The following is a 22317-nucleotide window of genomic DNA, read 5'->3' on the forward strand; positions in this document are numbered from 1 at the left end:
GTGTGGTGGAACGGCACACGCGGCTGCGAGAGGGTACGGGCATGGAACCGACGGACAGCGCCGGACCGGCGCAGCGGCTGCTCGGGCCGGCCGCGCCGGTGCTGCCCGCGGCGGCACTCAGGTACTCGGTCGTGGGCGCTGCCGCCGCGGCCCTGGTCGTGGGCGTGGTCCGGATACTCGTGGACGGCAACGCCTTCTTCCCCGGCGGGGACGTCGGCTGGGCGTTCGCCGTGCTCACCGGCATCATCGTCGGCCACCTGGTCGCCATGGGCCGGGACCGCTGGTGGGGCGGCACCGGCTCCGGCGCCGCCCTGACCCTCGCCATGCTGCTGCTCTACGGCTGGGTGCCCGCGGTGCTGGTCAGCCTGGCCGTCGTCGTCCTGGTCGGCGCGGCCCGCAGGCACCGCTGGCGGGAGGCGCTGCTGCACGGCGCCGTGGACATCCTCGGCATCGGCGCGGCCTCGCTCGCGCTGTCCGCCTTCGGGACCCACCCGTCCGTCGAACAGCCCTGGCAACCCGCCACTTGGGGGATGGCCGCCATCCCCTCGGTGCTCGCCGCCGCACTCGGCTACCTGGCTGCGACCCGCACGCTCCTGTGGTACGCGATCGTGCCGCGCGCCGGAGCCCTGCCCACCGTGGCCCGCACCGCCCTGCTACGCCAGGGCTTCGTCGGCGTCGCACTGCTCGGCATCTCCCCGCTGATCATCATCGTCGCGGCCGATCTGCCCCTGCTGCTCCCGCTGTTCGCCGTGCCCCTGATCGCGCTCGACTCCACCCTCTGGATCGCCCACGCCCGCGCCGAGGAACAACTGCGCGACCCCCTCACCGGACTGCCCAACCGTCAGTGGCTGCTGGAGCGCACCTGGACCGCGCTCGACGACGCCGCCCGCAGCGGCGAGCGCGCCGCCCTGGTCCTGATCGACCTGGACAAGTTCCGCTCCGTCAACGACACCCTGGGCCACATGGCCGGCGACCGGCTGCTGGTGCAGATCGCGGACCGTCTGCGGCTGGCCCTGCCACGCGGCGCCGAGGTCGCCCGGCTCGGCGGCGACGAGTTCGCCGTCCTGCTCCCCACCTGCGACGCGCCGACCCGCGCCCAGCGCATCGCCAGGGCCCTGGTCGCCGCGCTGAGCTCGCCGTTAAGCCTCGACGGCCTGACCCTGGTGCTCGAGGCCAGCGCCGGGGTCGCCGTCTACCCCGATCACGCCGATGACGCCGAGGGCCTGCTGCGCCGCGCCGACGTCGCGATGTACCAGGCGAAACGTGACCGCAGCGGGGTCGAGGTCTACGAGTCCTCCCGCGACGGCAACACGCCCGACCGGCTTGGCCTCCTCGGCGACCTGCGCCGGGCACTGGACCGCGGTGAGGTCGAGCTGCACTACCAGCCGAAGGTCCGCTTCGACGGACAGGTCGCGGGCCTGGAGGCGCTGGTCCGCTGGGTGCACCCCGAGCGCGGCCGGGTGAGCCCCGAGGAGTTCATCGCGATCGCCGAGACCTCCGGGCTGATGCCGCAGCTCACCGAGTACGTCCTGGAGACCGCCCTCGGGCAGGTCGCCCGGTGGCGGGCGATGGGCCTCGACGTCCCCGTCGCGGTCAACGTCTCGCCGCGCGACGTCCACTCGCCCGGTTTCGCCGGGGCCGTCGCCGCGCGCCTGGCCCGCCACGGGGTCCCGCCGGGGGCGCTGCAGCTGGAGATCACCGAGCACGTGCTGCTGGAGGACCCGCAGCGCGCCGCCGACACCATGGCCGGGCTGACCGGGCACGGGGTGAAGATGTCGCTGGACGACTTCGGCACCGGGTACTCCTCGCTGGTCCACCTGCGGCGGCTGCCGGTGAGCGAGCTGAAGATCGACCGCTCGTTCGTCGCGCGGCTGTCCGTCGACGCCGAGGACGCGGAGATCGTGCGCTGCACGGTCGACCTCGCCCACTCCCTCGGCCTCCTCGTCGTGGCGGAGGGCGTCGAGGACGACGAGACGTGGGAGCGCCTGCGGGACCTCGGCTGCGACGCGATCCAGGGCTGGCTGGTCGCCGCAGCGATGCCCCCGGAGGAGACCACGGCCTGGCTGCGGCTGCGCGGGCGTGCCGGATGGCGCCGTCCGGCGGAGCTGGAGGCCGCCAAGGAGCGGGCCGCCGTCCCCGACGCGCAGTAACGTTTGCGGGCCTTCGACCAGCGGGCCCGCACCCGCCGCGCCGTGCCGCGGACGCCCCGCCGGCCCCACCCGCCCCAGGGGCACCGCAGCCCGCGGGCGGCGCGTCCGGCGGCCCCCGGCCGGGCGCAGCGCAAACCGTTTCGCCCCCGGGGCGCTCGCGCCCATAGGATTGGGCGGGAAAAGACCAAACTCACCCCCAGAGGATCGCTGCATGCCAGGCATCACGCGCGAGGAGGTCGCCCACCTCGGCCGGCTGTCGCGTCTGGAGCTGAAGGACGAAGAGCTCGACCACTTCGCCGGACAGCTCGACGCCATCATCGGCGCGGTCGCCCGCGTCTCCGAGGTGGCCGGCGAGGACGTACCGCCGACCTCCCACCCGCTGCCGCTGACCAATGTCATGCGCCCCGACGAGGTCCGGCCCAGCCTGACCCCGGCCGAGGCGCTGTCCGGCGCCCCCGCCGAGGAGCAGCAGCGCTTCAAGGTGCCGCAGATCCTGGGGGAGGACTGATCACGATGACTGATCTGACCAGGCTCACCGCCGCGCAGACCGCGGCCGCCGTCGCTTCCGGCGAGACGTCCGCCGTCGAGGTCGCCCAGGCCCATCTGGACCGCATCGGCGCCGTCGACGAGAAGGTCCACGCCTTCCTGCACGTCGACACCGAGGGCGCCCTGAAGGCCGCCAAGGCCGTCGACGACAAGCGCGCCGCGGGCGAGAAGCTCGGCCCGCTCGCGGGCGTCCCGCTGGCGCTGAAGGACATCTTCACCACCAAGGGCATCCCGACGACCGTCGGCTCCAAGATCCTCGAAGGCTGGATCCCGCCGTACGACGCGACGCTGACCGCCCGCCTCAAGCAGGCCGGCATCGTCATCCTCGGCAAGACCAACATGGACGAGTTCGCCATGGGGTCCTCCACCGAGAACAGCGCCTACGGCCCCACCGGCAACCCGTGGGACCTCACCCGCATCCCCGGCGGCTCGGGCGGCGGTTCCTCCGCGGCCCTGGCCTCCTTCCAGGCGCCGCTGGCCATCGGCACGGACACCGGCGGCTCCATCCGCCAGCCGGCCGCCGTCACCGGCACGGTCGGCGTCAAGCCGACCTACGGAGGGGTCTCCCGCTACGGCATGGTCGCCTTCAGCTCCTCGCTGGACCAGGGCGGGCCCTGCGCCCGCACGGTGCTGGACGCGGCGCTGCTGCACGAGGTCATCGCGGGCTACGACCCGATGGACTCCACCTCCATCGACGCCCCCGTCCCCCCGGTCGTCGAGGCCGCGCGCAACGGCGACGTCAAGGGCCTGCGGGTCGGCGTCATCAAGGAGTTCGCGGGCGAGGGCTACCAGCCCGGCGTCATGGAGCGGTTCAACGAGTCCGTCGAGCTGCTGCGCGAGCTCGGCGCCGAGGTCGTCGAGCTGTCCTGCCCGTCCTTCGAGTACGCGCTCGCCGCGTACTACCTGATCGCGCCGTCCGAGTGCTCGTCCAACCTGGCCCGGTTCGACGGCCTGCGCTACGGCCTGCGGGTCGGCGACGACGGCACCCGCAGCGCCGAGGACGTCACCGCCCTCACCCGCGAGGCCGGCTTCGGCCCCGAGGTCAAGCGCCGCATCATGCTCGGCACGTACGCGCTCAGCTCCGGTTACTACGACGCGTACTACGGCAGCGCCCAGAAGGTCCGCACCCTGATCTCGCGGGACTTCGAGCGCTCCTTCCAGCAGGTCGACGTGGTGATCTCGCCGACCACCCCCACCACCGCGTTCCCCATCGGCGAGCGCGTGGACGACCCGATGGCGATGTACCTCGCCGACCTGTGCACCATCCCGGCCAACCTGGCCGGCAACGCCGCCATGTCCGTGCCCTGCGGCCTCGCGTCCGAGGACGGGCTCCCGGTCGGTCTGCAGATCATCGCCCCGGCCATGGCCGACGACCGGCTCTACCGTGTCGGTGCGGCCGTCGAAGCGGCGTTCACCGCACGCTGGGGGCACCCGCTGCTGGAGGAGGCACCGATCCTGTGAGCAAGCTCGAGAAGGCCAAGGGCTTCAAGAAGAGCAAGTCCGGCACCTACCTGTCGATCGGCACGACGCTCTTCGGCGCGGTCGGTGTGGCACGGCAGATGAAGCGGGGGCGCGCGGACAGCGACACGCTGCTGCTGATCGACGCGGTGGTCAGCGCCGCGGCGATCGCCACGGGCGTCGCCCTGCTGCTCCGCCAGCTGCGCCGGCTCGGCGACGGCAGCGACCACGACGTGTTGTCATCCTGACGGGGAACTGAGAGGTATCAAGACTGTGACCGTCACGGACCTGGTGTCGTACGAGGACGCGCTCGCGTCCTATGACCCGGTGATGGGCCTCGAGGTCCACGTCGAGCTCGGCACCAAGACGAAGATGTTCTGCGGCTGCTCGACCACCCTGGGCGCCGAACCGAACAGCCAGGTGTGCCCGGTGTGCCTGGGCCTGCCCGGCGCTCTGCCGGCCGTCAACGCGACCGGCGTCGAGTCCGCCATCAAGATCGGCCTCGCGCTCAACTGCGAGATCGCGCAGTGGTGCCGCTTCGCCCGGAAGAACTACTTCTACCCGGACATGCCGAAGAACTTCCAGACCTCCCAGTACGACGAGCCGATCGCCTTCAACGGCTACCTCGACGTGCAGCTGGAGGACGGCGAGGTCTTCCGCGTGGAGATCGAGCGCGCCCACATGGAGGAGGACACCGGCAAGTCGACCCACGTGGGCGGCGCCACCGGCCGCATCCACGGCGCCTCGCACTCGCTGCTGGACTACAACCGGGCCGGCATCCCGCTGATCGAGATCGTCACCAAGCCGATCGAGGGCGCCGGCGAGCGCGCGCCCGAGGTCGCCAAGGCGTACGTGACCGAACTGCGCGAGCTGATCAAGGCGCTGGGCGTCTCCGAGGCCCGCATGGAGATGGGCCAGATGCGCTGCGACGTCAACCTGTCGCTGCGCCCCATCGGCCGGGAGAAGTTCGGCACCCGCAGCGAGACCAAGAACGTCAACTCGCTGCGCAGCGTCGAGCGGGCCGTCCGCTTCGAGATCCAGCGGCACGCGGCCGTGCTCGGCTCCGGCGGCACGATCGTCCAGGAGACCCGGCACTTCCACGAGGACACCGGCTCCACCACCTCCGGCCGCATCAAGGAGGAGGCGGAGGACTACCGGTACTTCCCGGAGCCCGACCTCGTCCCGGTCGCCCCGGCCCGTGAGTGGGTCGAGGAGCTGCGGGCGGGCCTGCCGGAGCTCCCGCGGGTGCGCCGGGGGCGTCTGCAGCAGGAGTGGGGCATCTCCGACCACGAGATGCAGTCGGTGCTCAACGCCGGTGCGATCGACCCGATCGTCGCCACCATCGAGGCGGGCGCCGACTCGGCCTCCGCCCGCAAGTGGTGGATGGGCGAGCTCGCCCGCCGCTCCAACGAGGACGGCGTGGAACTGACCGCCCTGCCCATCACCCCGGCCCAGGTGGCCCGGGTGGCGGCGCTGGTGGCCGAGGGCTCGCTCAACGACAAGCTGGCCCGCCAGGTCATCGAGGGCGTGCTGGACGGCGAGGGCGAGCCGGACGATGTCGTCGAGAAGCGCGGCCTGAAGGTCGTCTCGGACGAGGGCGCGCTCGGCGCGGCCGTCGACGAGGCCATCGCGGCCAACGCCGCCGTCGCGGACAAGATCCGAGGCGGCAACCTGGCGGCCGCGGGCGCGCTCATCGGCGCCGTCATGAAGATCACCCGCGGTCAGGCCGACGCCAAGCGCGTGCGCGAGCTCGTGCTGGAGAAGCTGGGCGTCCAGGGCTGATCCGGCGCGGCCGGCAGGCGTACGGCGCACAAGGGGCGGGCTCCCGGTCAGGGGGCCCGCCCCTTCCGCGTCGTCGCAGGTCCGCCGCTTGTAAGGGCGGCATAAATTCCCCGCGCGGTATGTGATTAACCGCACGAAAGCGGCCAACGATCTCTTCTTCCTGCTTCAGTCGGTGACGTACGTGGTGTCTTCTTTGCGGGCTCTTCCCCGGCCTGAAAGATCCGCGCAACCCCAGGGAGAGCAATGGCTGCACTCGCCCGCTGGTGCCTCAACCGCCGTCTCGCCGTCGTCCTGCTGTGGCTCGTCGCCCTCCTCGGTCTGTCCACGGCCGCCCTGCTCGCCGGATCCGCCTACTCCAACGACTACGACATCAAGGGCACCGACTCCAGCAAGGCCACCGCCCTGCTGAAGGAGGCCTTCCCCGGCTCTGCCGGGGACAGCGACACGATCGTCTGGCACACCGACAAGGGCACCGTGGGCGTCGCGTCCGTCAGGGAGCGGCTGACCGGCGCGCTGGACGAGGTGGCCGCACTTCCCGGGGTCGCCTCGGTGACCAGCCCCTACGGCGCCGAGGGCGCCCCGCAGATCAGCGAGGACGGGCACACCGCCTACGCGACCGTGATGTTCGACAGGCCCTCGGACGACCTGCACGCCGACCAGGTGCAGAAGGTCGTCGACACGGCCAGGGCGGCGGCCGACGGCAACACCCAGGTAGCCCTCGGCGGTGGCGCCATCGCGCTCACCGAGGGCGGCGGCGGGCACATGAGCGAGGTCGTGGGCGTCGCCGTCGCCGCCGTGGTCCTGCTGGTGGCCTTCGGTTCGCTGTTCGCGATGTTCATGCCGATCATCACCGCGCTGGTCAGCGTGGGCACCGCGTACATGGCGATCGAACTGCTCGGCCACCTGATCAGGGTGGCCGACTTCGCGCCGATGCTCGGCCTGCTCATCGGCCTGGGCGTCGGTATCGACTACGCCCTGTTCATCGTCACCCGTCACCGCAGGGGCCTGAAACAGGGCCTGCCGGTACGGGAGGCCGCCGAGAAGGCGGTCGCCACGACCGGCAGGGCGGTGGTCTTCGCCGGCGGCACGGTCTGCGTGGCCCTGCTCGGCATGCTGATCCTGCGGCTGTCCTTCCTCAACGGCGTCGCGATCGCCGCCTCCCTCACCGTGATCCTCACCGTCGCCGCCTCGGTGACGCTGCTGCCCGCGCTGCTGGGCACGATCGGCATGAAGGCGCTCAGCCGCCGGGAGCGGCGCCGGCTCGTCGAGCACGGGCCGTCGCCCGAGCTGCCGACCGGGTTCGCGGCCCGCTGGTCCGCTTTCGTCGAACGGCACCCCAAGGTCCTCGGCGCGGTCGCCGCCGTCGTCATGCTCGTCCTGGCCCTGCCCACGACCTCCCTCCACCTGGGCGCCTCCGACCAGGGCAACAGCGCCGCGGGCACCACCACCCGCCAGGCCTACGACATGCTCTCCGAGGGCTTCGGGCCCGGTTTCAACGGCCCCCTGCAACTGGTCGCCAAGTCGGGCGACGCCGCCGACCGCGCGGCCCTGGAGCAGCTCACCGTCGCCCTGGGGCGCACCGAGGGCGTCGCAGCGGTGCACATGGAGCAGGCGCAGCACGGCAGCGGGCTGGACGTCATCGACGTCGTCCCCACCACCTCCCCGCAGGACCAGGCCACCGACCGGCTCGTCACCCACCTGCGCGAGGACGTCATCCCCGAGGCCACCGACGGCACCTCGCTGGAGGTGTACGTCGGCGGGGTCACCGCGGGCTACGCGGACTTCGCCTCGGTGATCGTCGGCAAGCTGCCGCTCTTCGTGGGCTCCGTCATCGGCCTGGGCTGCCTGCTCCTGCTGCTGGCCTTCCGCAGCTTCGGCATCCCGCTCAAGGCCGCGGTCATGAACGTCGTCGCCGTCGCCTCGTCCTTCGGCATCGTGGTCGCGATCTTCCAGTGGGGCTGGGGGAGCGAGCTGCTGGGGCTCGGGGCGGCCGGCCCGATCGAGCCCTTCCTGCCGGTGATCATGGTCTCGGTGCTCTTCGGGCTCTCCATGGACTACCAGGTTTTCCTCGTCAGCCGCATGTACGAGGAGTGGCGCGAGACCGGTGACAACCGCCGGGCGGTCCGGGTCGGCCTCGCCGAGACCAGCCGTGTGATCAACTCTGCCGCGGTCATCATGATCTCCGTCTTCCTGGCCTTCGTGCTCAGTGGCGACCGTGTGATCGCGATGTTCGGCATCGGCCTGGCGGCCGCCGTCGCGCTGGACGCCTTCGTCCTGCGGACGCTGCTCGTACCGGCGCTGATGCACATGCTGGGCGACTGGAACTGGTGGCTGCCCCGGTGGCTGGAGCGCCGGCTGCCGCGGATCTGCATCGAGGGTCCGGCGGAGCCCGCGGCGACGGCCGTGGACGAGCCCGGTTCTCAGACGGCTCTCAGAATCTGACCGTACGGTTGCCGACCATGGAGACCACCAAGACCCACGGGGCGGCAGCCGACGGTCGCGCCGCGGACGCCGAGCTCGACCGGGCCGAGGACGACGGCGCGACGTCGGCGCCCGCGCCCGACGCCGGACCGCCCGCGCCCGCCGACCTTGACACGCCCGACGACCTCGACGAGGCCGACGACCTCGACGAGCCGGACACCCTTGACACGCCGGACGTCCCCCGCCCCGCCGGGGTCGTGCCGGGCGCCGCGGCGGTCGTCGGCGCCGCCCTCGGCCTCGCGTCCCTCACCGGCACCTGGCTGGGCACCGTCCTGGCCGAGCGGCGGCAGCTGGTCGGCCAGATCAACACCTCCTCCGGCAGCGCCGCCCAGCAGATCGAGCAGATATACGGCGGCCCCTGGCACACCACGGCCGCCGTCAACGGCGTCTGCGCGCTGATCGCCCTCGTCGTCCTCGGCGCGGTGCTGCTCGCCGGACGGAACGCCGCACCGTGGGTGCGCGCCGTCGCCTGGGGCGGTCTCGCCCTCGGCGCGCTCGGGCTGTGCGTCGCCCTCGGGACGTGGTTCGACCTCTTCGGCGGGCTGCCGAGCGTGGCCGAGGCCCCCGTCTCGTCCGGCGGCTGAGACCTCTGAGGAGGCAGGCCGCGCGGCCCTGAGGACCTGAGCGGTCCGCCGCGCGGCCTAAGGCATCCGCACCCCCGAAGCCTGGGCGGTTGCCCGATGTGCCCCACCCCCCCTGGGGACGAGGCTGATGGCACGGAGAACGACTCCGGACCATCGTTCCCGATCCCGAGGAGCACGAGATGTACACGCACGAACTGCTGGGCCGCGAACGCACGGAGCAACTGCTGCGCGAGGCCGCCGAGTACCGCCTGGCGCACCAGGCCCGCGAGGCCGCCCGCGAGGCCGCCCGCACCGCAGGCGGCCGGTGCGTGGCCGCCGCCGACCAGGACGAGGGAAGGCGGCACGGAAGGAGGGCCGGCCGGGTCACCCGGCGGCCGAGGGCCGCCGGATGAGCACCGTGGTGCCGGTGCAAACCGGTACCGCGCCGTCAGGGCCCCGTGCGATGCTCGGGACCGTGCAGAACCAGTCGGTCAGCCCGGTGTTCGTCGGCCGCACCCGCGAACTGACCCGCCTCACCTCCGCGCTCGCCCGCGCTCACGCGGGCGAGCCGCAGGCGTTGGTGATCGGCGGCGAGGCCGGCGTCGGCAAGACCCGGCTCGTCGAGGAGTTCCTCGCCGCGGCGCAGGACGGACCGGGGACCGTGACCGCCGTCGGCGCCTGCGTGGAGATCGGCGCGGACGGGCTGCCGTTCGCCCCCGTCGCGACGATCCTGCGCGCCCTGCACCGCAGGTTCGGCGACGAACTGGTCGCCGCGGCCGCCGGCAGCGAGGGCGAACTCGCCCGCCTGCTGCCCGGCCTGGGCGGGACGGACGGCCCCGACCCCCTCGCCGACCAGCGCGACGAGCACGGCCGCGCCCGGCTCTTCGAGCTCACCTCGCGGCTGCTGGAACGGTTGTCGGAGGAGCGCACGCTCGTCGTCGCCATCGAGGACCTGCACTGGGCCGACCGCTCGACCCGCGAACTCCTCGGCTACCTGCTGCGCTCGCTCTCCCGCGGCCGGCTCGTCGTCCTGGCCACCTACCGCTCCGACGACATCCACCGCCGCCACCCGCTGCGGCCCTTCCTCGCCGAGCTCGACCGGATGCGTTCCGTGGTGCGCCTGGAGCTGTCCCGGTTCAACCGCGGCGAGGTCCGCGCCCAGGTGGCCGGCATCCTCGACTCCGAGCCCTCGCCGAGCATGGTCGACCGGGTCTTCGGCCGTTCCGACGGCAACCCCTTCTTCGTCGAGGAACTCGCCTGCAGCATCACCCAGGGCTGCCGCACCGGCCTCAGCGACAGCCTGCGCGACCTGCTGCTCGTCCGGGTCGAGACACTGCCCGAGACCGCGCAGCGCGTCGCCCGCGTCGTCGCCGAGGGCGGCTCCGCCGTCGAGTACCGGCTGCTGGAGGCCGTCGCAGGGCTCGGTGAGGACGAACTCATCGAAGCCCTGCGCTCCGCCGTGGGCGCCAAGATCCTGCTCCCCACCGACGACGGCGACGGCTACCGCTTCCGGCACTCGCTGGTCCGTGAGGCCGTCGGCGACGACCTGCTGCCCGGCGAGCGCAGCCGCATCAACCGCCGCTACGCGCAGGCCCTGGAGGCCGACCCCACTCTGGTGCCCGCCGACGAACTCCCGGCCCGGCTGGCCAGTTACTGGTACCACGCCCACGAGCCCGCCAAGGCGCTGCCCGCCGTGCTGCGGGCCTCCGTCGAGGCGCGGCGCCGGCACGCTTACGCCGAACAGCACCGGCTGCTCGAACGCGCCCTGGAGCTGTGGGACGACACCCCCGGAGAGGTCCGCGAGGAACTGCGGCCCGTCGACTACGTCGAGGTGTTCCCGCCATGCGGCTGCGACCCGGGCAGCAAGCCCCTGCAGTACATGGACCTGCTCGCCGAGACGACCGTGGCCGCGCGCCTGAGCGCCGACCGCGAGGGCGCCTACGAGGTCACCAAGCGGGCGCTGCGCCTGCTGGAGCGTTCCGGCGACCCGCTGCGCGCCGCCTGGTTCTGGATCCAGCGCTCCCGGCTGATGGTCGCGATGGGCCGCGGCGACGGCTGGGCGGAGATCGCCGAGGCCCAGGAACTCGTCCGCGGGCTGCCGCCGTCCCCGGTCCACGCCGAGGTGCTGGAGAGCGTGGCCGGGTGGGCGATGATGCACGACCCGGGGCCGGACGGCATCACCACGGCGGAGCGCGCCATCGAGCTGGCCCGGCTCGTCGGTGCCGAGGAGACGGAGCTCCACGCCCGGGTCACCCTGGGCATCCTGCTCGCCGACACAGGTGACGCCGACGCCGGCATCGCCGAGCTGGAGGCCGCCCGCGAACGGGCCGCCGCCGCCCGGTACGGCAACCTCACGGTGAACGCCGACGCCAACCTCGCCGCCCTGCTGGAGGCCGTGGGCCGCTCGGAGGAGGCGATCGCGGTGGCCCGCCGTGGAGTGGAGGGCGCCACCCGCCACGGGCTGCGCGACGGCGCCACCTTCGCCTCCGCCAACCAGGCCGAGTCCCTGCTCGCCCTCGGCCGCTGGGACGAGGCGGCCGAGGTCGCCGTCCGCGGCCGGGAGAACACCAACCACGCCCTGTACCTCGGCTGGGCCGCGACGCTGCTGGCCCATCTCGCCGTGCTGCGCGGGGAGTACGACCGCGCCGAGGCCGAGGTCGCCGCCGCCCGGGACCATCTGGGCCCCCGGGACCACCAGCCGCAGAACACCCTGCCGCTGCGGCATCTGACCATCGCCGTCGCCGCCGGGCGCGGACGCTTCCTGGAGGCGCGGGCCGCGGTGCGCGCCGCGCTGGAGGCGGGGTTCCCGTCCGCGTTCCACCGCTACGTCTGGCCCATGCTGCACACCGCGGCCGCCGTGGAGGCGGACGCGCTGGGGCTGCCCGGCGCGGAGGCCGGCCGCCCCGAGATGCTCGCCCTCATCCGCAAGGCGGCCGGCCGGCTGCCCCGGCTGTCACCGGTGTGGGCCGCCCACGCCCTGCTGGTCGAGGCCGAACTGCTGCGCGCCGACGGGAGCACCGACCCCGGACCCTGGGCCGCCGCCGGGGAGGCCTTCGCCGCCCTCGACCGCCCGTACCCGCTCGCCCTGGTACGGCTCCGGCAGGCCGAGGCCCTGCTCGCCCGGCACGATCCCGGTGCCCGCGACCGCGCGGCCGCCCTGCTGCGCGGGGCGTGCGGGGTCGCCGACTCCCTGGGGGCCGTCCCGCTGCGCGACGCCGTCCGGCTGCTCGCCCGGCGGGGCCGGCTGGTGCTGGAGGAACCGGCGGAGGCCGCCGCGCCCGAAGCCGCCGGGGAACCGGAGCCCTTCGGCCTGACCGCGCGCGAGCGGGAGGTGCTGCGCCGGGTCGCCGCCGGCTACACCAACCGCCGAATCGCCGAGGAGCTGTTCATCTCGCCGAAGACCGCGAGCGTGCACGTCTCCAACATCCTCGCCAAGCTCGGTGTCTCGGGCCGCGGCGAGGCGGCCGCGCTCGCCCACCGGCTGCGGCTGTTCGCCGGGCAGCCGGGCTGAACCGGCCGCCGGGGTTCGATGCGGTGTGGTGCGGGGCCGGCTGGAGCGGTCGGCGAGGCCTGCCTCGCCCTCGGCTCGCCAGCGGCGGACCCATTTGTGGGCGGTGGCGCGGGAGATGCCCATTTTGGCGGCCACATGCGCGACAGGGCGACCCGCGCAGACACGTTCGACCAGCAGCCGCCTGCCGTGAACGGTCAGCCGGGTATCGCGGTGGGACACGAAGACCTCCGTGTGGTGCAGTCCCAGACAGCTCCACCACACCGGAGGTCTTCGCCTTGATCAAGCCCGGACCGGTGTCAACAACGCTCGTGATCAATACAGCTAGGTGCCGGCCCGCGGCGGACGTATCAGCACGGTGCCCGAGTCCAGGTCGACGGGGCCCCGGCCCGGATCCGCGTCGCCCTCCTCGTCGCGCACCAGCTCCAGGCGGTTGCGCTCGTCCTCGGCGTGCCTGCGGCCCGGCGCGAACAGCTCGTCCAGCGCGTTGAACATCGCACCCCCAAGGTGTCGTGGATCAGCTCACCCGCAGCCGCAGGATCCGGTCGTCGCCCTTGCGGGGCTCGCCGCGGCCGTCGGTGTTGCTGGTGGTCAGCAGCAGACCGCCGTCCGGATCGGTGACGACGGTGCGCAGCCGGCCGTACTCTCCGACGAAGAACGCCTGCGGGTCGGCCGCGGCCTTCGTACCGGCCAGCGGGATCCGCCACAGGCGGGCGCCGCGCAGCGAGGCCATCCAGATCGAGCCGTCCGCGTAGGCGATGCCGCTGGGCGAGGCGTCGTCGGTGCGCCACTGCGCGATCGGGTCCGCGTAGCCGTCGCGATGGGCGAGGCCCTCCACGACCGGCCAGCCGTAGTTCCTCCCCGGCTCGATCAGATTCAGCTCGTCCCAGGTGTCCTGCCCGAACTCCGCGGCCCACAGCCGCCCCTGGCCGTCCCAGGCCAGGCCCTGCACATTGCGGTGCCCGTAGGAGTAGACGACGGAGTCCGCCTCGGGATTGCCGTGCGCCGGCTCGCCGTCGGGGGTCATCCGCAGGATCTTGCCGCCCAGGGACTTCTTGTCCTGCGCCAGGCCTCGGTCGCCGCTCTCGCCCGTGCCCGCGTAGAGCATGCCGTCGGGGCCGAAGGCGATCCGCCCGCCGTTGTGGATGGCGCCGTGCGGGATGCCGCGCAGGATCGTGTCCGGGGCGCCCAACTGATCCCCGGCCGGCTTCGCCGGGTCGTAGAGCATGCGCGCGATGCGGTTGTCCGAGGCGGTGGTGAAGTAGGCGTACACCAGGTGGTCGGTCGCGAAGTCCCGTGAGACGGCGAGCCCCAGGAGGCCGCCCTCGCCGCCCGAGGAGACCCCGGGCACCGTGCCGACCTGCGTCGTGCGGCCGCTGCCGGCGGCCACCCGGACGACCCGGCCGGTGTCCCGGGAGGCCACCAGCAGATCGCCCTCGGCCAGCACGGCCACGCCCCACGGGGTGGTGAGCCCGGTCGCGACGGTGCCGGTCACCTCGGCCGTGCCCTTCGCCGGTGCCGATGCCCCGTCGCCGCCCCCGGAGGGCGGCGCCGACGAGCGCGTGGCGGCGGAGCCCGGGGGAGCCGGGGCGGAACCACCGTCCGAGGAGCATCCGGTGGCGAGCAGCGCGGCACCGGCCAGCGCGGCGGTCACGACGGCGGCACGGCGTCGCACGCTTCCCTCCCGGGGGTTCTCCGGCTCGGACTCCAAGAACATCACATCCCGCACTACACCGCCCGGCCCTTCACGGTTCCCGCCGCATGCCGTGGATTTCCCGTCGCCCTCCCCGCAGGTCCCCCGGGTCCTTCCGGCCCCGGTGGCCCCGTTGGTCCCGGTGGCGACCTCAGTCCCAGGAACCCCGGGCCGGCGGCAGCGCCGCGATCTCCGCGAAGTCCTCGTCGGACAGGCGCAGTTCCGCGGCGCCGGCGTTCTCCACCGTCCACCGCTCCCGCTTCGCCCCGGGGATCGGCACGACCTGCGGTCCCTGGGCGAGCACCCAGGCCAGCGCGACCTGCGCGGGGGTCGCACCGTGCACCTCGGCGACCCGGCGCAGTCCCGCGACGATCGGCTGGTTGGCGGCCATCATCTCGGCCGTGAACCGGGGATGGCGGGCCCGTACGTCATCCGGCTCGAAGCCCTGTCCGGGGGTGAGCGTGCCCGTCAGGAAGCCGTTGCCGAGCGGCATCGCGGCCATGAACCCGACCCCGCGCTGCGTGCACCAGGGCAGCAGCTGCGCCAGCGCCTCGGGCGACCACACCGACAGCTCGGCCTGCACGCAGCTGACCGGGAAGACCTGCTGGGCGCGGCGCAACTGCCGCAACGTCTCGTCGTATATGCCCGCACCCGGGCGCCGGGCCGCCCGCGCGCCCACCGCGCACCACCCCAGCGCGCGCACCTTGCCGGCCGCGACCAGCTCCGCCATGGCGCCCCAGGTCTCCTCGACGGGGACCTCCGGATCGGCCCGGTGCAACTGGTAGAGGTCGATCACGTCCGTCTGCAGCCGCCGCAGCGACGCGTCGCAGGCCCGCTTCACGTACGAGGGACGGCCGTTGGCCACCAGGTGCTGCTCACCGACGAGCAGTCCGCACTTGGTGGAGACGAAGACCTCCCGGCGACGCTCCTTCAGCACCCGGCCCAGCAGCAGCTCGTTGGTGAACGGCCCGTACATGTCGGCGGTGTCCAGCAGCGTCGTGCCGTGGTCGACCGCCGCGTGCACGGCCCGCAGTGACGATTCGCCGTCCTGCCGGGACGCCGTGTACGCCCAGCTCATCGGCATGCATCCCAGGCCGACGGCGCCCACCTCCAGAGCCGCCGATCCGACCGTCCTGCACTCCACCTGGCTGACCTCCGCTGACCTCTCGCGCCGCCCCACTGTGCCATAGCCTCCTGACCATGGCTGACATCACCCGGAACCACCGCCCCACGGTCTGGCTCCCGATCCCCGCAACGGACGTCGAAGGGCTCCCCGCAGAGCTCGACTACCTCTTCTGGGACGGTGCCGAGGAGTTCCCGGCCGACCCGGCCGACGCCGCGTTCTACGTCGTGCCCTACATGAAGGGCCCTGAGGTCGCCGGCCGCCCGTTGCCCCGGATGTCCGGGGTCGGTGTGGTGCAGACCCTCAGCGCCGGTGTCGACCACGTCCTGCCCTACCTGCGGCAGCTCCCGCCGGGCGTGCGGCTGTGCAACGCCCGCGGGGTGCACGAGGCCAGCACCGCCGAGCTGGCCGTCACCCTCACCCTTGCGGCCCTGCGGGGCATCCCCCGCTTCGTACGCGGCCAGGACGCCGAGGAATGGCACGCCGGCTTCTACCCGGCGCTCGCCGACAAGCACGTGCTCATCGTCGGCTACGGATCGATCGGCGCGGCCATCGAGGACCGGCTCACCCCCTTCGAATGCCACGTCACCCGGGTCGCGCGGCTGGCCCGGCGCTCCCCGCGCGGCCCCGTGCACGCCCTGGGGGACCTGCCGCGGCTGCTGCCGGAGGCGGACGTGGTCGTCCTGTCGACCCCGCTCACCGCGGACACCCGCCATCTGGCCGACGCGCGGTTCCTGGCCGGGATGAAGGACGGGGCCCTGCTGGTGAACGTCGCCCGCGGACCCGTGGTGGACACCAAGGCGCTCCTCGGGGAGCTGGAGGCCGGCCGCCTCCAGGCGGCACTCGATGTCACCGATCCCGAGCCGCTGCCTCCGGGACACCCGCTGTGGCACGCCCCGGGCGTCCTGATCAGCCCGCACGTCGGCGGCAGCACCTCCGCGTTCCTGCCCAGGGCCAAGCGGCTGCTCCGCGAGCAACTCCGCCGTTTCGCGGCCGGCCAGGACCTCGCGAACGTCGTCATGACCACCTGACCGCGCCGTGGCACCGGGTGCCCCACGCGTGGGGCAGGACGCTACGCGTGGTCACGCTGTGTAGAGGAACTATGTCCCTGAGTGACTGAACTGGTGTATCGTCCCGCACTGGGGGAACACGACCGGCGTGGCTCGGCGAGCTGCGAACGGGCGTGGGACGACTCAGGACTTGATGGGGGGCGACGGGCGATGTACGGCCAATGGAGAGAGCATCCGACGCTGGACCACAGCACACCGTGCCGGGGACGCTCACGGCGTCACGGGACGACGCCGTGAGCGCGCCCGGTGCGGTCCTCTCGCAGGCGTCCGCGCCGGGCAACCGGACCGGCCTGCTGCCCCAGATGCTGCTGGCCGTGCTCTGCGGCGGCTACGCCATCGGATCGGCCTTCGGCTGGGGATCCACCGGGCTGGCCCTGGTCATGGGCGACTTCGGGCTCTCCGTGGCCGCGCTGGCCGCGGCCGTCTCCTGCCTGGTCTACGTCCACAGGGCCCCCGCCGACCGGTACCGTCCCGCGTGGGCGCTGTTCGCCGTCTCCTCCGCCATGGTCGCGCTCGGCAACGGCATCTGGGGCTGGTACGAGGTCGTGCTGCGCGACGACGTGCCGCGCACCTCGGTCGCCGACTTCTGCTTCCTGCTCTTCGCCCCTCCCGCGATCATCGGGCTGCTGGTGCTCGCCAAGCGGCCGGTCACCCGGGCCGGCTGGGTCTGCCTCGGACTGGACGCCTGGCTGATCGGCGGCTCCCTGCTGACCCTCTCGTGGACCCTCGCCCTGGCCCAGACGGCTCTGTGGGAGGGGCGCAGCACCGCGCGCATCGCCCTGTCCCTGGCGTACCCGCTGCTGGACATCATGCTCGTCAGCATGGTGCTGGCGCTGCACTTCCGGCGCTCCTCGGCCAACCGGGCGGCGGTGAACACCGCCATCGCCTCCCTCGCCCTGACCGTGCTGTGCGACGCGCTGTTCACCTCGCCCCTGCTGCGCGAGCACTACAGCTCCGGCCAGATCCTGGACGCCGGATGGTTCGCCGGCAGCATGCTGCTCGCCTACGCCCCCTGGGTCGGCGAGCGGGTGGCCGCGGAGCGGGCGACCGCCGAACGGCAACAGGAGCAGGGCCGCCGGGTGAGCGGCTCACTGGCGGCGCTGACCCCGTACCTGGCCGCCGCGGTCTGCGTGCTCGGCATCCTCTACAACGTCATCGACGGTCGCAAGAGCGACCGGGTGGTGCTCCTGACCGGCTGCACCGTGGTGCTCGCCCTGGTCGTGCGCCAAGGGATCATGCTTCTGGACAACATGGCCCTCACCCATGAGCTGGCCCAGAAGGAGAACCACTTCCGGTCGCTCGTGCAGGGCTCCAGCGACGTCATCATGATCGCCTCGCCGACCGGCGTGCTGCGCTACGTGAGCCCCGCCGCGAAGGGCGTGTACGGCTGCGACCCCGAGGAGTGGGTCGGCACCGAGTTCGCCACCCACATCCATCCCGAGGACCTGGGCCGGGTGGTGCACGAGGTGCGCCGCTTCCTGGCCGCCCACGCGGCCGAGGAGCCCGCCACCCGCATCGAGTGCCGCATACGGCACGGTGACGGCAGCTGGCTCAACGTCGAGTCGATCGTCAACCGCCACCAGGGCGGCCTGATCTTCAACAGCCGGGACGTCACCGAGCGCGTCCGGCTCCAGGCCCAGCTGCAGCACAACGCCTCGCACGACCCGCTCACCGACCTGCCCAACCGGGCCCTGTTCACCGAACGGATCCGCCAGGCGATCGGCGGCCGCCGGGCCGGCGACGGCGACACCGGCACCACGGCGGTGCTCTTCATCGACCTCGACGGCTTCAAGGCGGTCAACGACACCGTCGGCCACCAGGCCGGCGACGAACTCCTCGTCCAGGCGGCGCGGCGCCTGCGGGACTCGGTGCGCGCCGGCGACACCGCCGCACGCCTGGGCGGCGACGAGTTCGCCGCCCTCATCTGCGGCACCAGCGCCGACCGCCATCTGCGCGAGTACCAGGTCCACGAGGTCGCCGACCGGCTCCGCGCCGCCCTCTCCGAGCCGTACCGGGTGGACGGCACCGAGGTCCGGGTGGCCGCCAGCATCGGCGTGGCCTTCGCCGACCCCGGGGTCAGCGCCGGCGAGCTGCTGCGCAACGCCGACCTGGCGATGTACCGGGCCAAGCAGGCCGGCAAGGGCCGGGTCGAGATGTACGCGCCCGCCATGCAGGCCGAGGTGGTGCGCCGGGCCGAGCTGGCGGGGCGGCTGCGCACGGCCCTGCGGGACGGCGAGTTCGCCCTGCTCCACCAGCCCGTGGTCGACCTCGGCACCGGCGAGGTGACCGCGGTCGAGGCGCAGGCCCGCTGGCGCTCCGCGCAGGGCATCCTCTTCACCCCCGCGGAGTTCCTGCGGGTCGCGGAGGACACCGACCGCACCGCGCAGCTGGCCCGCTGGCTGCTGGAGGAGGCGGTCGGCCAGGCCGCGCTGCGCCGCGCCGCGGGCTGCCCGGTCCCCGTCGCCGTACGGCTGTCCACCCGGCGCCTGATGCACCGCGAGCTGCCCACCAAGGACGTCGAGGCCCTGCTCGAACGGCACGGGCTGCCACCGGACTGCCTCGTCCTGCAGATCGCCGACCAGGACCCGCGGATCTCCCTGGACGAGCTGGAGCGACGGCTGACCGCGCTGAGCCGGCTCGGGGTGCGCATCTCCCTGGAGGGATTCGGCAGCGGCTACGCGCCCATGAACGCGCTGCGACGGCTCCCCGTCGACGTGCTCAAGCTGGACCGGGGGCTCACCGAGGGCGTCGTGGAGTCATCACGGCTGCGGAAGATCACCACGGGGCTGCTGCGCATCGCCGAGGACCTCGGGATCCGCTCGGTGGCCGAGGGCGTGGACCGTCCCGAGCAGGTGCTGGTCCTGCGTGAGATGAGCTGCACCCACGGCCAGGGCATGGCATTCTCGGGGCCGCTGGACGAGCACCGGCTGCGCTCCTCGCTGACCCGCGGGGGCTACCCGGTGCCCGGTGGGCCGGTCCCGCTCGGCAGCAGCCGGATCTCCGTGCGCGGCACACGTAAGGCGGACGAGCTACGCTCAAATAATGAGACGCCTGTCCCACCCGCTTGACACTCCCTGCTCGCGAGGAGGAAGGTCAGTCCCATGCGCACCCGAATTCTCGTACTTGGAAAGCGCGTCGGCTGACCCGGGGCCCCTGACCGCCTCGTGGAACGCACCGACGCGCTCCCCTCGCTTGCCTGCCGGCACGAGGGGTTTTTTGTTGCCTGGGATCCAGACATACCGCCCTCTCCACCCTCAAACTCCTGAGAGATGAGAACCAGATGACCGAGCAGGCCACCGGGGCCCACCACCCGCAGCCGCGGGCCCGCGGCGCCGCGCCGCAGCCCACTCCCGCCGAGCGCGTCACGGGCGCCCAGTCCCTCATTCGTTCTCTTGAGGCGGTCGGTGCCGACACGGTGTTCGGCATCCCGGGTGGTGCGATCCTTCCCGCGTACGACCCGCTCATGGATTCCTCGAAGGTGCGCCACGTCCTGGTCCGGCACGAGCAGGGGGCGGGCCACGCCGCCACCGGCTACGCGCAGGCCACCGGCAAGGTCGGCGTCTGCATGGCGACCTCGGGCCCGGGCGCGACCAACCTGGTGACCCCGATCGCCGACGCCCACATGGACTCGGTCCCCATCGTGGCGATCACCGGCCAGGTGGCCTCCAAGGCGATCGGCACCGACGCCTTCCAGGAGGCGGACATCTGCGGCATCACGATGCCGATCACCAAGCACAACTTCCTCGTCACCAACGCGGACGACATCCCGCGCACCATCGCCGAGGCCTTCCACATCGCCTCCACCGGCCGCCCCGGCCCGGTCCTGGTCGACATCGCCAAGGACGCCCTGCAGTCGCAGACCACGTTCTCCTGGCCGCCCACCGCCGACCTGCCCGGCTACCGCCCGGTCACCAAGCCGCACGCCAAGCAGATCCGCGAGGCCTCCCGGCTGATCAACGAGGCCAAGCGCCCCGTGCTGTACGTCGGCGGCGGCGTCCTCAAGGCCCGCGCCACGGGCGAGCTGCGCATCCTGGCCGAGCTGACCGGCGCCCCGGTCACCACCACCCTCATGGCGCTGGGCGCGTTCCCCGACAGCCACGCCCAGCACGTCGGCATGCCCGGCATGCACGGCTCGGTCTCCGCCGTCGCGGCCCTGCAGAAGGCCGACCTGATCGTCGCGCTCGGCGCCCGCTTCGACGACCGCGTCACCGGCAAGCTCGACTCCTTCGCCCCGTACGCCAAGATCGTGCACGCCGACATCGACCCGGCCGAGATCTCCAAGAACCGCGTCGCCGACGTGCCGATCGTGGGTGACGCCCGTGAGGTCATCGCGGACCTGATCGTCGCCGTCCAGGCCGACCACGAGGCGGGCCGCCGCGGCGACTACGCCGACTGGTGGAAGCTGCTGAGCGGGCTGCGCGACACCTACCCGCTCGGTTACGACCTGCCCGCCGACGGCAGCCTGTCCCCGCAGCAGGTCATCCAGCGGATCGGCGAGCTGGCCCCCGAGGGCACCCTCTTCGCGGCCGGCGTGGGCCAGCACCAGATGTGGGCCTCGCAGTTCATCTCCTTCGAGCGGCCCAACACCTGGTTCAACTCCGGCGGCGCCGGGACGATGGGCTACGCCGTCCCCGCGGCCATGGGCGCCAAGGCCGGCCGGCCCGGCGCGACGGTGTGGGCGGTCGACGGCGACGGCTGCTTCCAGATGACCAACCAGGAGCTGGTCACCTGCGCGCTGAACAACATCCCGATCAAGGTCGCCATCATCAACAACGGCGCCCTGGGCATGGTCCGGCAGTGGCAGTCGCTCTTCTACAACGAGCGCTACTCCAACACCGTCCTGCACGCCGGTGAGACCAACGCGGGCCGCGGCTCCCACCAGGGCGTCAGCCAGACCCCGCCGGCCGGCACCCGCGTCCCGGACTTCGTCAAGCTGTCGGAGGCCATGGGCTGCGTCGGCCTGCGCTGCGAGTCCCCCGACGAGCTGGACGAGGTCATCGAGAAGGCCAACGCCATCAACGACCGCCCGGTCGTCGTGGACTTCATCGTCCACGAGGACGCCATGGTGTGGCCGATGGTCGCCGCCGGCACCTCCAACGACGAGATCATGGCCGCCCGTGACGTCCGCCCCGACTTCGGCGACGCCGCGGACGACTGAGGACCGAGAGAGAAGCAGAGGAACGACGCGACATGTCCAAGCACACGCTCTCCGTCCTGGTGGAGAACAAGCCCGGCGTCCTGGCCAGGATCACCGCCCTGTTCTCCCGGCGCGGCTTCAACATCGACTCCCTCGCCGTCGGCACCACCGAGCACGCCGACATCTCCCGCATCACCATCGTGGTGAACGTGATCGAGGACCTCCCGCTGGAGCAGGTCACCAAGCAGCTGAACAAGCTGGTCAACGTCCTGAAGATCGTCGAGCTGGAGCCCTCCGCCGCCGTCCAGCGCGAACTCGTCCTGGTGAAGGTGCGCGCCGACAACGAGTCCCGCTCCCAGATCGTGGAGATCGTCCAGCTGTTCCGCGCCAAGACCGTGGACGTCTCGCCCGAGGCGGTCACCATCGAGGCCACCGGCGGCGCCGACAAGCTCGAGGCCATGCTGAAGATGCTGGAGCCCTTCGGCATCAAGGAGCTCGTGCAGTCGGGCACGATCGCGATCGGCCGCGGCGCCCGCTCGATCACCGACCGCTCCCTGCGCGCCCTCGACCGGACCGCATAGCGAGACCGTAAAACTTGATTCCGCCCGCGGACGTAGTGTGTGGGCAACCCCCCAGATCACCAAGGAGAGACCCGAAGTGGCCGAGCTGTTCTACGACGACGATGCCGACCTGTCCATCATCCAGGGCCGCAAGGTCGCGGTCATCGGCTACGGGAGCCAGGGGCACGCGCACGCGCTGTCGCTGCGCGACTCGGGTGTGGACGTGCGGGTCGGTCTGCACGAGGG

The 22317-nt window shown here is 72.8% G+C and carries 16 protein-coding genes and 2 pseudogenes; 14 read left to right on the forward strand and 4 right to left on the reverse strand.

Going from position 1 to position 22317, the window contains the following annotated elements:
- Nucleotides 1–41: 41 nt before the first annotated feature.
- The 9 genes from ABZ312_RS34060 to ABZ312_RS34100 all read left to right on the forward strand — a co-directional run bounded on the left by ABZ312_RS34060 (nt 42) and on the right by ABZ312_RS34100 (nt 12491).
- The gene (locus ABZ312_RS34060) at nt 42–2150 is read left to right on the forward strand and encodes a putative bifunctional diguanylate cyclase/phosphodiesterase (RefSeq protein WP_500330449.1); all 2109 of its coding nucleotides are present in this window, start codon (nt 42–44) and stop codon (nt 2148–2150) included.
- 211 nt (nt 2151–2361) lie between these two features.
- Nucleotides 2362–2658: an Asp-tRNA(Asn)/Glu-tRNA(Gln) amidotransferase subunit GatC gene (gatC, locus tag ABZ312_RS34065; RefSeq protein ID WP_500358990.1), complete on the forward strand. Its 297-nt coding sequence runs from the start codon at nt 2362–2364 to the stop codon at nt 2656–2658.
- Nucleotides 2659–2663: 5 nt separating this feature from the next.
- Nucleotides 2664–4157 carry an Asp-tRNA(Asn)/Glu-tRNA(Gln) amidotransferase subunit GatA gene (gene gatA, locus ABZ312_RS34070; RefSeq protein WP_392608837.1) on the forward strand — a complete coding sequence of 498 codons (1494 nt, stop codon included), beginning with the start codon at nt 2664–2666 and terminating at the stop codon, nt 4155–4157.
- On the forward strand, nt 4154–4402 hold the full coding sequence (locus tag ABZ312_RS34075) for a hypothetical protein (protein WP_499514146.1): 249 nt from the start codon (nt 4154–4156) through the stop codon (nt 4400–4402). The genes gatA and ABZ312_RS34075 overlap by 4 nt, the downstream gene beginning before the upstream one ends.
- A gap of 25 nt (nt 4403–4427) precedes the next feature.
- On the forward strand, nt 4428–5936 hold the full coding sequence (gene gatB / locus ABZ312_RS34080; protein ID WP_500330453.1) for an Asp-tRNA(Asn)/Glu-tRNA(Gln) amidotransferase subunit GatB: 1509 nt from the start codon (nt 4428–4430) through the stop codon (nt 5934–5936).
- A 243-nt stretch (nt 5937–6179) separates the two neighbouring features.
- Nucleotides 6180–8378 carry an MMPL family transporter gene (locus ABZ312_RS34085; RefSeq protein ID WP_500439412.1) on the forward strand — a complete coding sequence of 733 codons (2199 nt, stop codon included), beginning with the start codon at nt 6180–6182 and terminating at the stop codon, nt 8376–8378.
- 17 nt (nt 8379–8395) lie between these two features.
- Nucleotides 8396–9001 (forward strand): hypothetical protein, encoded by a 606-nt coding sequence (locus ABZ312_RS34090; protein ID WP_500439413.1) that lies wholly within the window; start codon nt 8396–8398, stop codon nt 8999–9001.
- A gap of 179 nt (nt 9002–9180) precedes the next feature.
- Nucleotides 9181–9393, forward strand: a complete 213-nt coding sequence (locus tag ABZ312_RS34095; RefSeq protein ID WP_500358996.1) for a hypothetical protein — start codon at nt 9181–9183, stop codon at nt 9391–9393.
- 50 nt (nt 9394–9443) lie between these two features.
- Nucleotides 9444–12491: a helix-turn-helix transcriptional regulator gene (locus tag ABZ312_RS34100; protein WP_500439414.1), complete on the forward strand. Its 3048-nt coding sequence runs from the start codon at nt 9444–9446 to the stop codon at nt 12489–12491.
- A gap of 6 nt (nt 12492–12497) precedes the next feature.
- Here the strand turns inward: ABZ312_RS34100 and ABZ312_RS34105 are convergent.
- The 4 genes and pseudogenes from ABZ312_RS34105 to ABZ312_RS34120 form a co-directional block, all read right to left on the reverse strand.
- Nucleotides 12498–12710: pseudogene (locus tag ABZ312_RS34105) on the reverse strand (helix-turn-helix domain-containing protein); the annotation flags it as partial.
- Between the two features lie 102 nt (nt 12711–12812).
- A complete protein-coding gene (locus ABZ312_RS34110) occupies nt 12813–12983 on the reverse strand; it encodes a DUF6191 domain-containing protein (protein ID WP_500330461.1) in 171 nt (56 codons plus the stop codon).
- Between the two features lie 22 nt (nt 12984–13005).
- Entirely contained in the window at nt 13006–14205 is a 1200-nt protein-coding gene (locus ABZ312_RS34115; protein WP_500439415.1) for a PQQ-dependent sugar dehydrogenase, read from the reverse strand.
- Nucleotides 14206–14332: 127 nt separating this feature from the next.
- A complete protein-coding gene (locus tag ABZ312_RS34120) occupies nt 14333–15325 on the reverse strand; it encodes an aldo/keto reductase (protein ID WP_499514154.1) in 993 nt (330 codons plus the stop codon).
- Between the two features lie 56 nt (nt 15326–15381).
- Between ABZ312_RS34120 and ABZ312_RS34125 the strand changes: the two genes are divergently transcribed.
- From ABZ312_RS34125 to ABZ312_RS34145, 5 genes and pseudogenes are all read left to right on the forward strand, one after another.
- Nucleotides 15382–16335, forward strand: a complete 954-nt coding sequence (locus ABZ312_RS34125) for a 2-hydroxyacid dehydrogenase (RefSeq protein WP_500330464.1) — start codon at nt 15382–15384, stop codon at nt 16333–16335.
- Nucleotides 16336–16607: 272 nt separating this feature from the next.
- Nucleotides 16608–19442, forward strand: coding sequence for a putative bifunctional diguanylate cyclase/phosphodiesterase (locus ABZ312_RS34130; RefSeq protein WP_500330465.1), 2835 nt, complete (start codon nt 16608–16610; stop codon nt 19440–19442).
- A gap of 212 nt (nt 19443–19654) precedes the next feature.
- Nucleotides 19655–21532, forward strand: coding sequence for an acetolactate synthase large subunit (locus tag ABZ312_RS34135; protein ID WP_500330467.1), 1878 nt, complete (start codon nt 19655–19657; stop codon nt 21530–21532).
- A gap of 32 nt (nt 21533–21564) precedes the next feature.
- Nucleotides 21565–22092 carry an acetolactate synthase small subunit gene (ilvN, locus tag ABZ312_RS34140; RefSeq protein WP_018563397.1) on the forward strand — a complete coding sequence of 176 codons (528 nt, stop codon included), beginning with the start codon at nt 21565–21567 and terminating at the stop codon, nt 22090–22092.
- Nucleotides 22093–22168: 76 nt separating this feature from the next.
- Nucleotides 22169–22317: pseudogene (locus tag ABZ312_RS34145) on the forward strand (ketol-acid reductoisomerase); the annotation flags it as partial.

Source organism: Streptomyces sp. NPDC006207, assembly GCF_040613835.1.
Classification (GTDB): Bacteria; Actinomycetota; Actinomycetes; order Streptomycetales; family Streptomycetaceae; genus Actinacidiphila.

What these genes read in the sequence shown, in the direction of transcription:
- ABZ312_RS34060 (WP_500330449.1), top strand. Translation starts at nt 42, where the DNA reads ATGGAACCGACGGACAGCGCCGGACCGGCGCAGCGGCTGCTCGGGCCG.
- ABZ312_RS34135 (WP_500330467.1), top strand. Translation starts at nt 19,655, where the DNA reads ATGACCGAGCAGGCCACCGGGGCCCACCACCCGCAGCCGCGGGCCCGC.
- gatC (WP_500358990.1), top strand. Translation starts at nt 2,362, where the DNA reads ATGCCAGGCATCACGCGCGAGGAGGTCGCCCACCTCGGCCGGCTGTCG.
- ABZ312_RS34100 (WP_500439414.1), top strand. Translation starts at nt 9,444, where the DNA reads ATGCTCGGGACCGTGCAGAACCAGTCGGTCAGCCCGGTGTTCGTCGGC.
- ABZ312_RS34125 (WP_500330464.1), top strand. Translation starts at nt 15,382, where the DNA reads ATGGCTGACATCACCCGGAACCACCGCCCCACGGTCTGGCTCCCGATC.
- gatA (WP_392608837.1), top strand. Translation starts at nt 2,664, where the DNA reads ATGACTGATCTGACCAGGCTCACCGCCGCGCAGACCGCGGCCGCCGTC.
- ABZ312_RS34085 (WP_500439412.1), top strand. Translation starts at nt 6,180, where the DNA reads ATGGCTGCACTCGCCCGCTGGTGCCTCAACCGCCGTCTCGCCGTCGTC.
- ABZ312_RS34110 (WP_500330461.1), bottom strand. Translation starts at nt 12,983, where the DNA reads ATGTTCAACGCGCTGGACGAGCTGTTCGCGCCGGGCCGCAGGCACGCC.
- ABZ312_RS34090 (WP_500439413.1), top strand. Translation starts at nt 8,396, where the DNA reads ATGGAGACCACCAAGACCCACGGGGCGGCAGCCGACGGTCGCGCCGCG.
- ilvN (WP_018563397.1), top strand. Translation starts at nt 21,565, where the DNA reads ATGTCCAAGCACACGCTCTCCGTCCTGGTGGAGAACAAGCCCGGCGTC.
- ABZ312_RS34095 (WP_500358996.1), top strand. Translation starts at nt 9,181, where the DNA reads ATGTACACGCACGAACTGCTGGGCCGCGAACGCACGGAGCAACTGCTG.
- ABZ312_RS34115 (WP_500439415.1), bottom strand. Translation starts at nt 14,205, where the DNA reads ATGTTCTTGGAGTCCGAGCCGGAGAACCCCCGGGAGGGAAGCGTGCGA.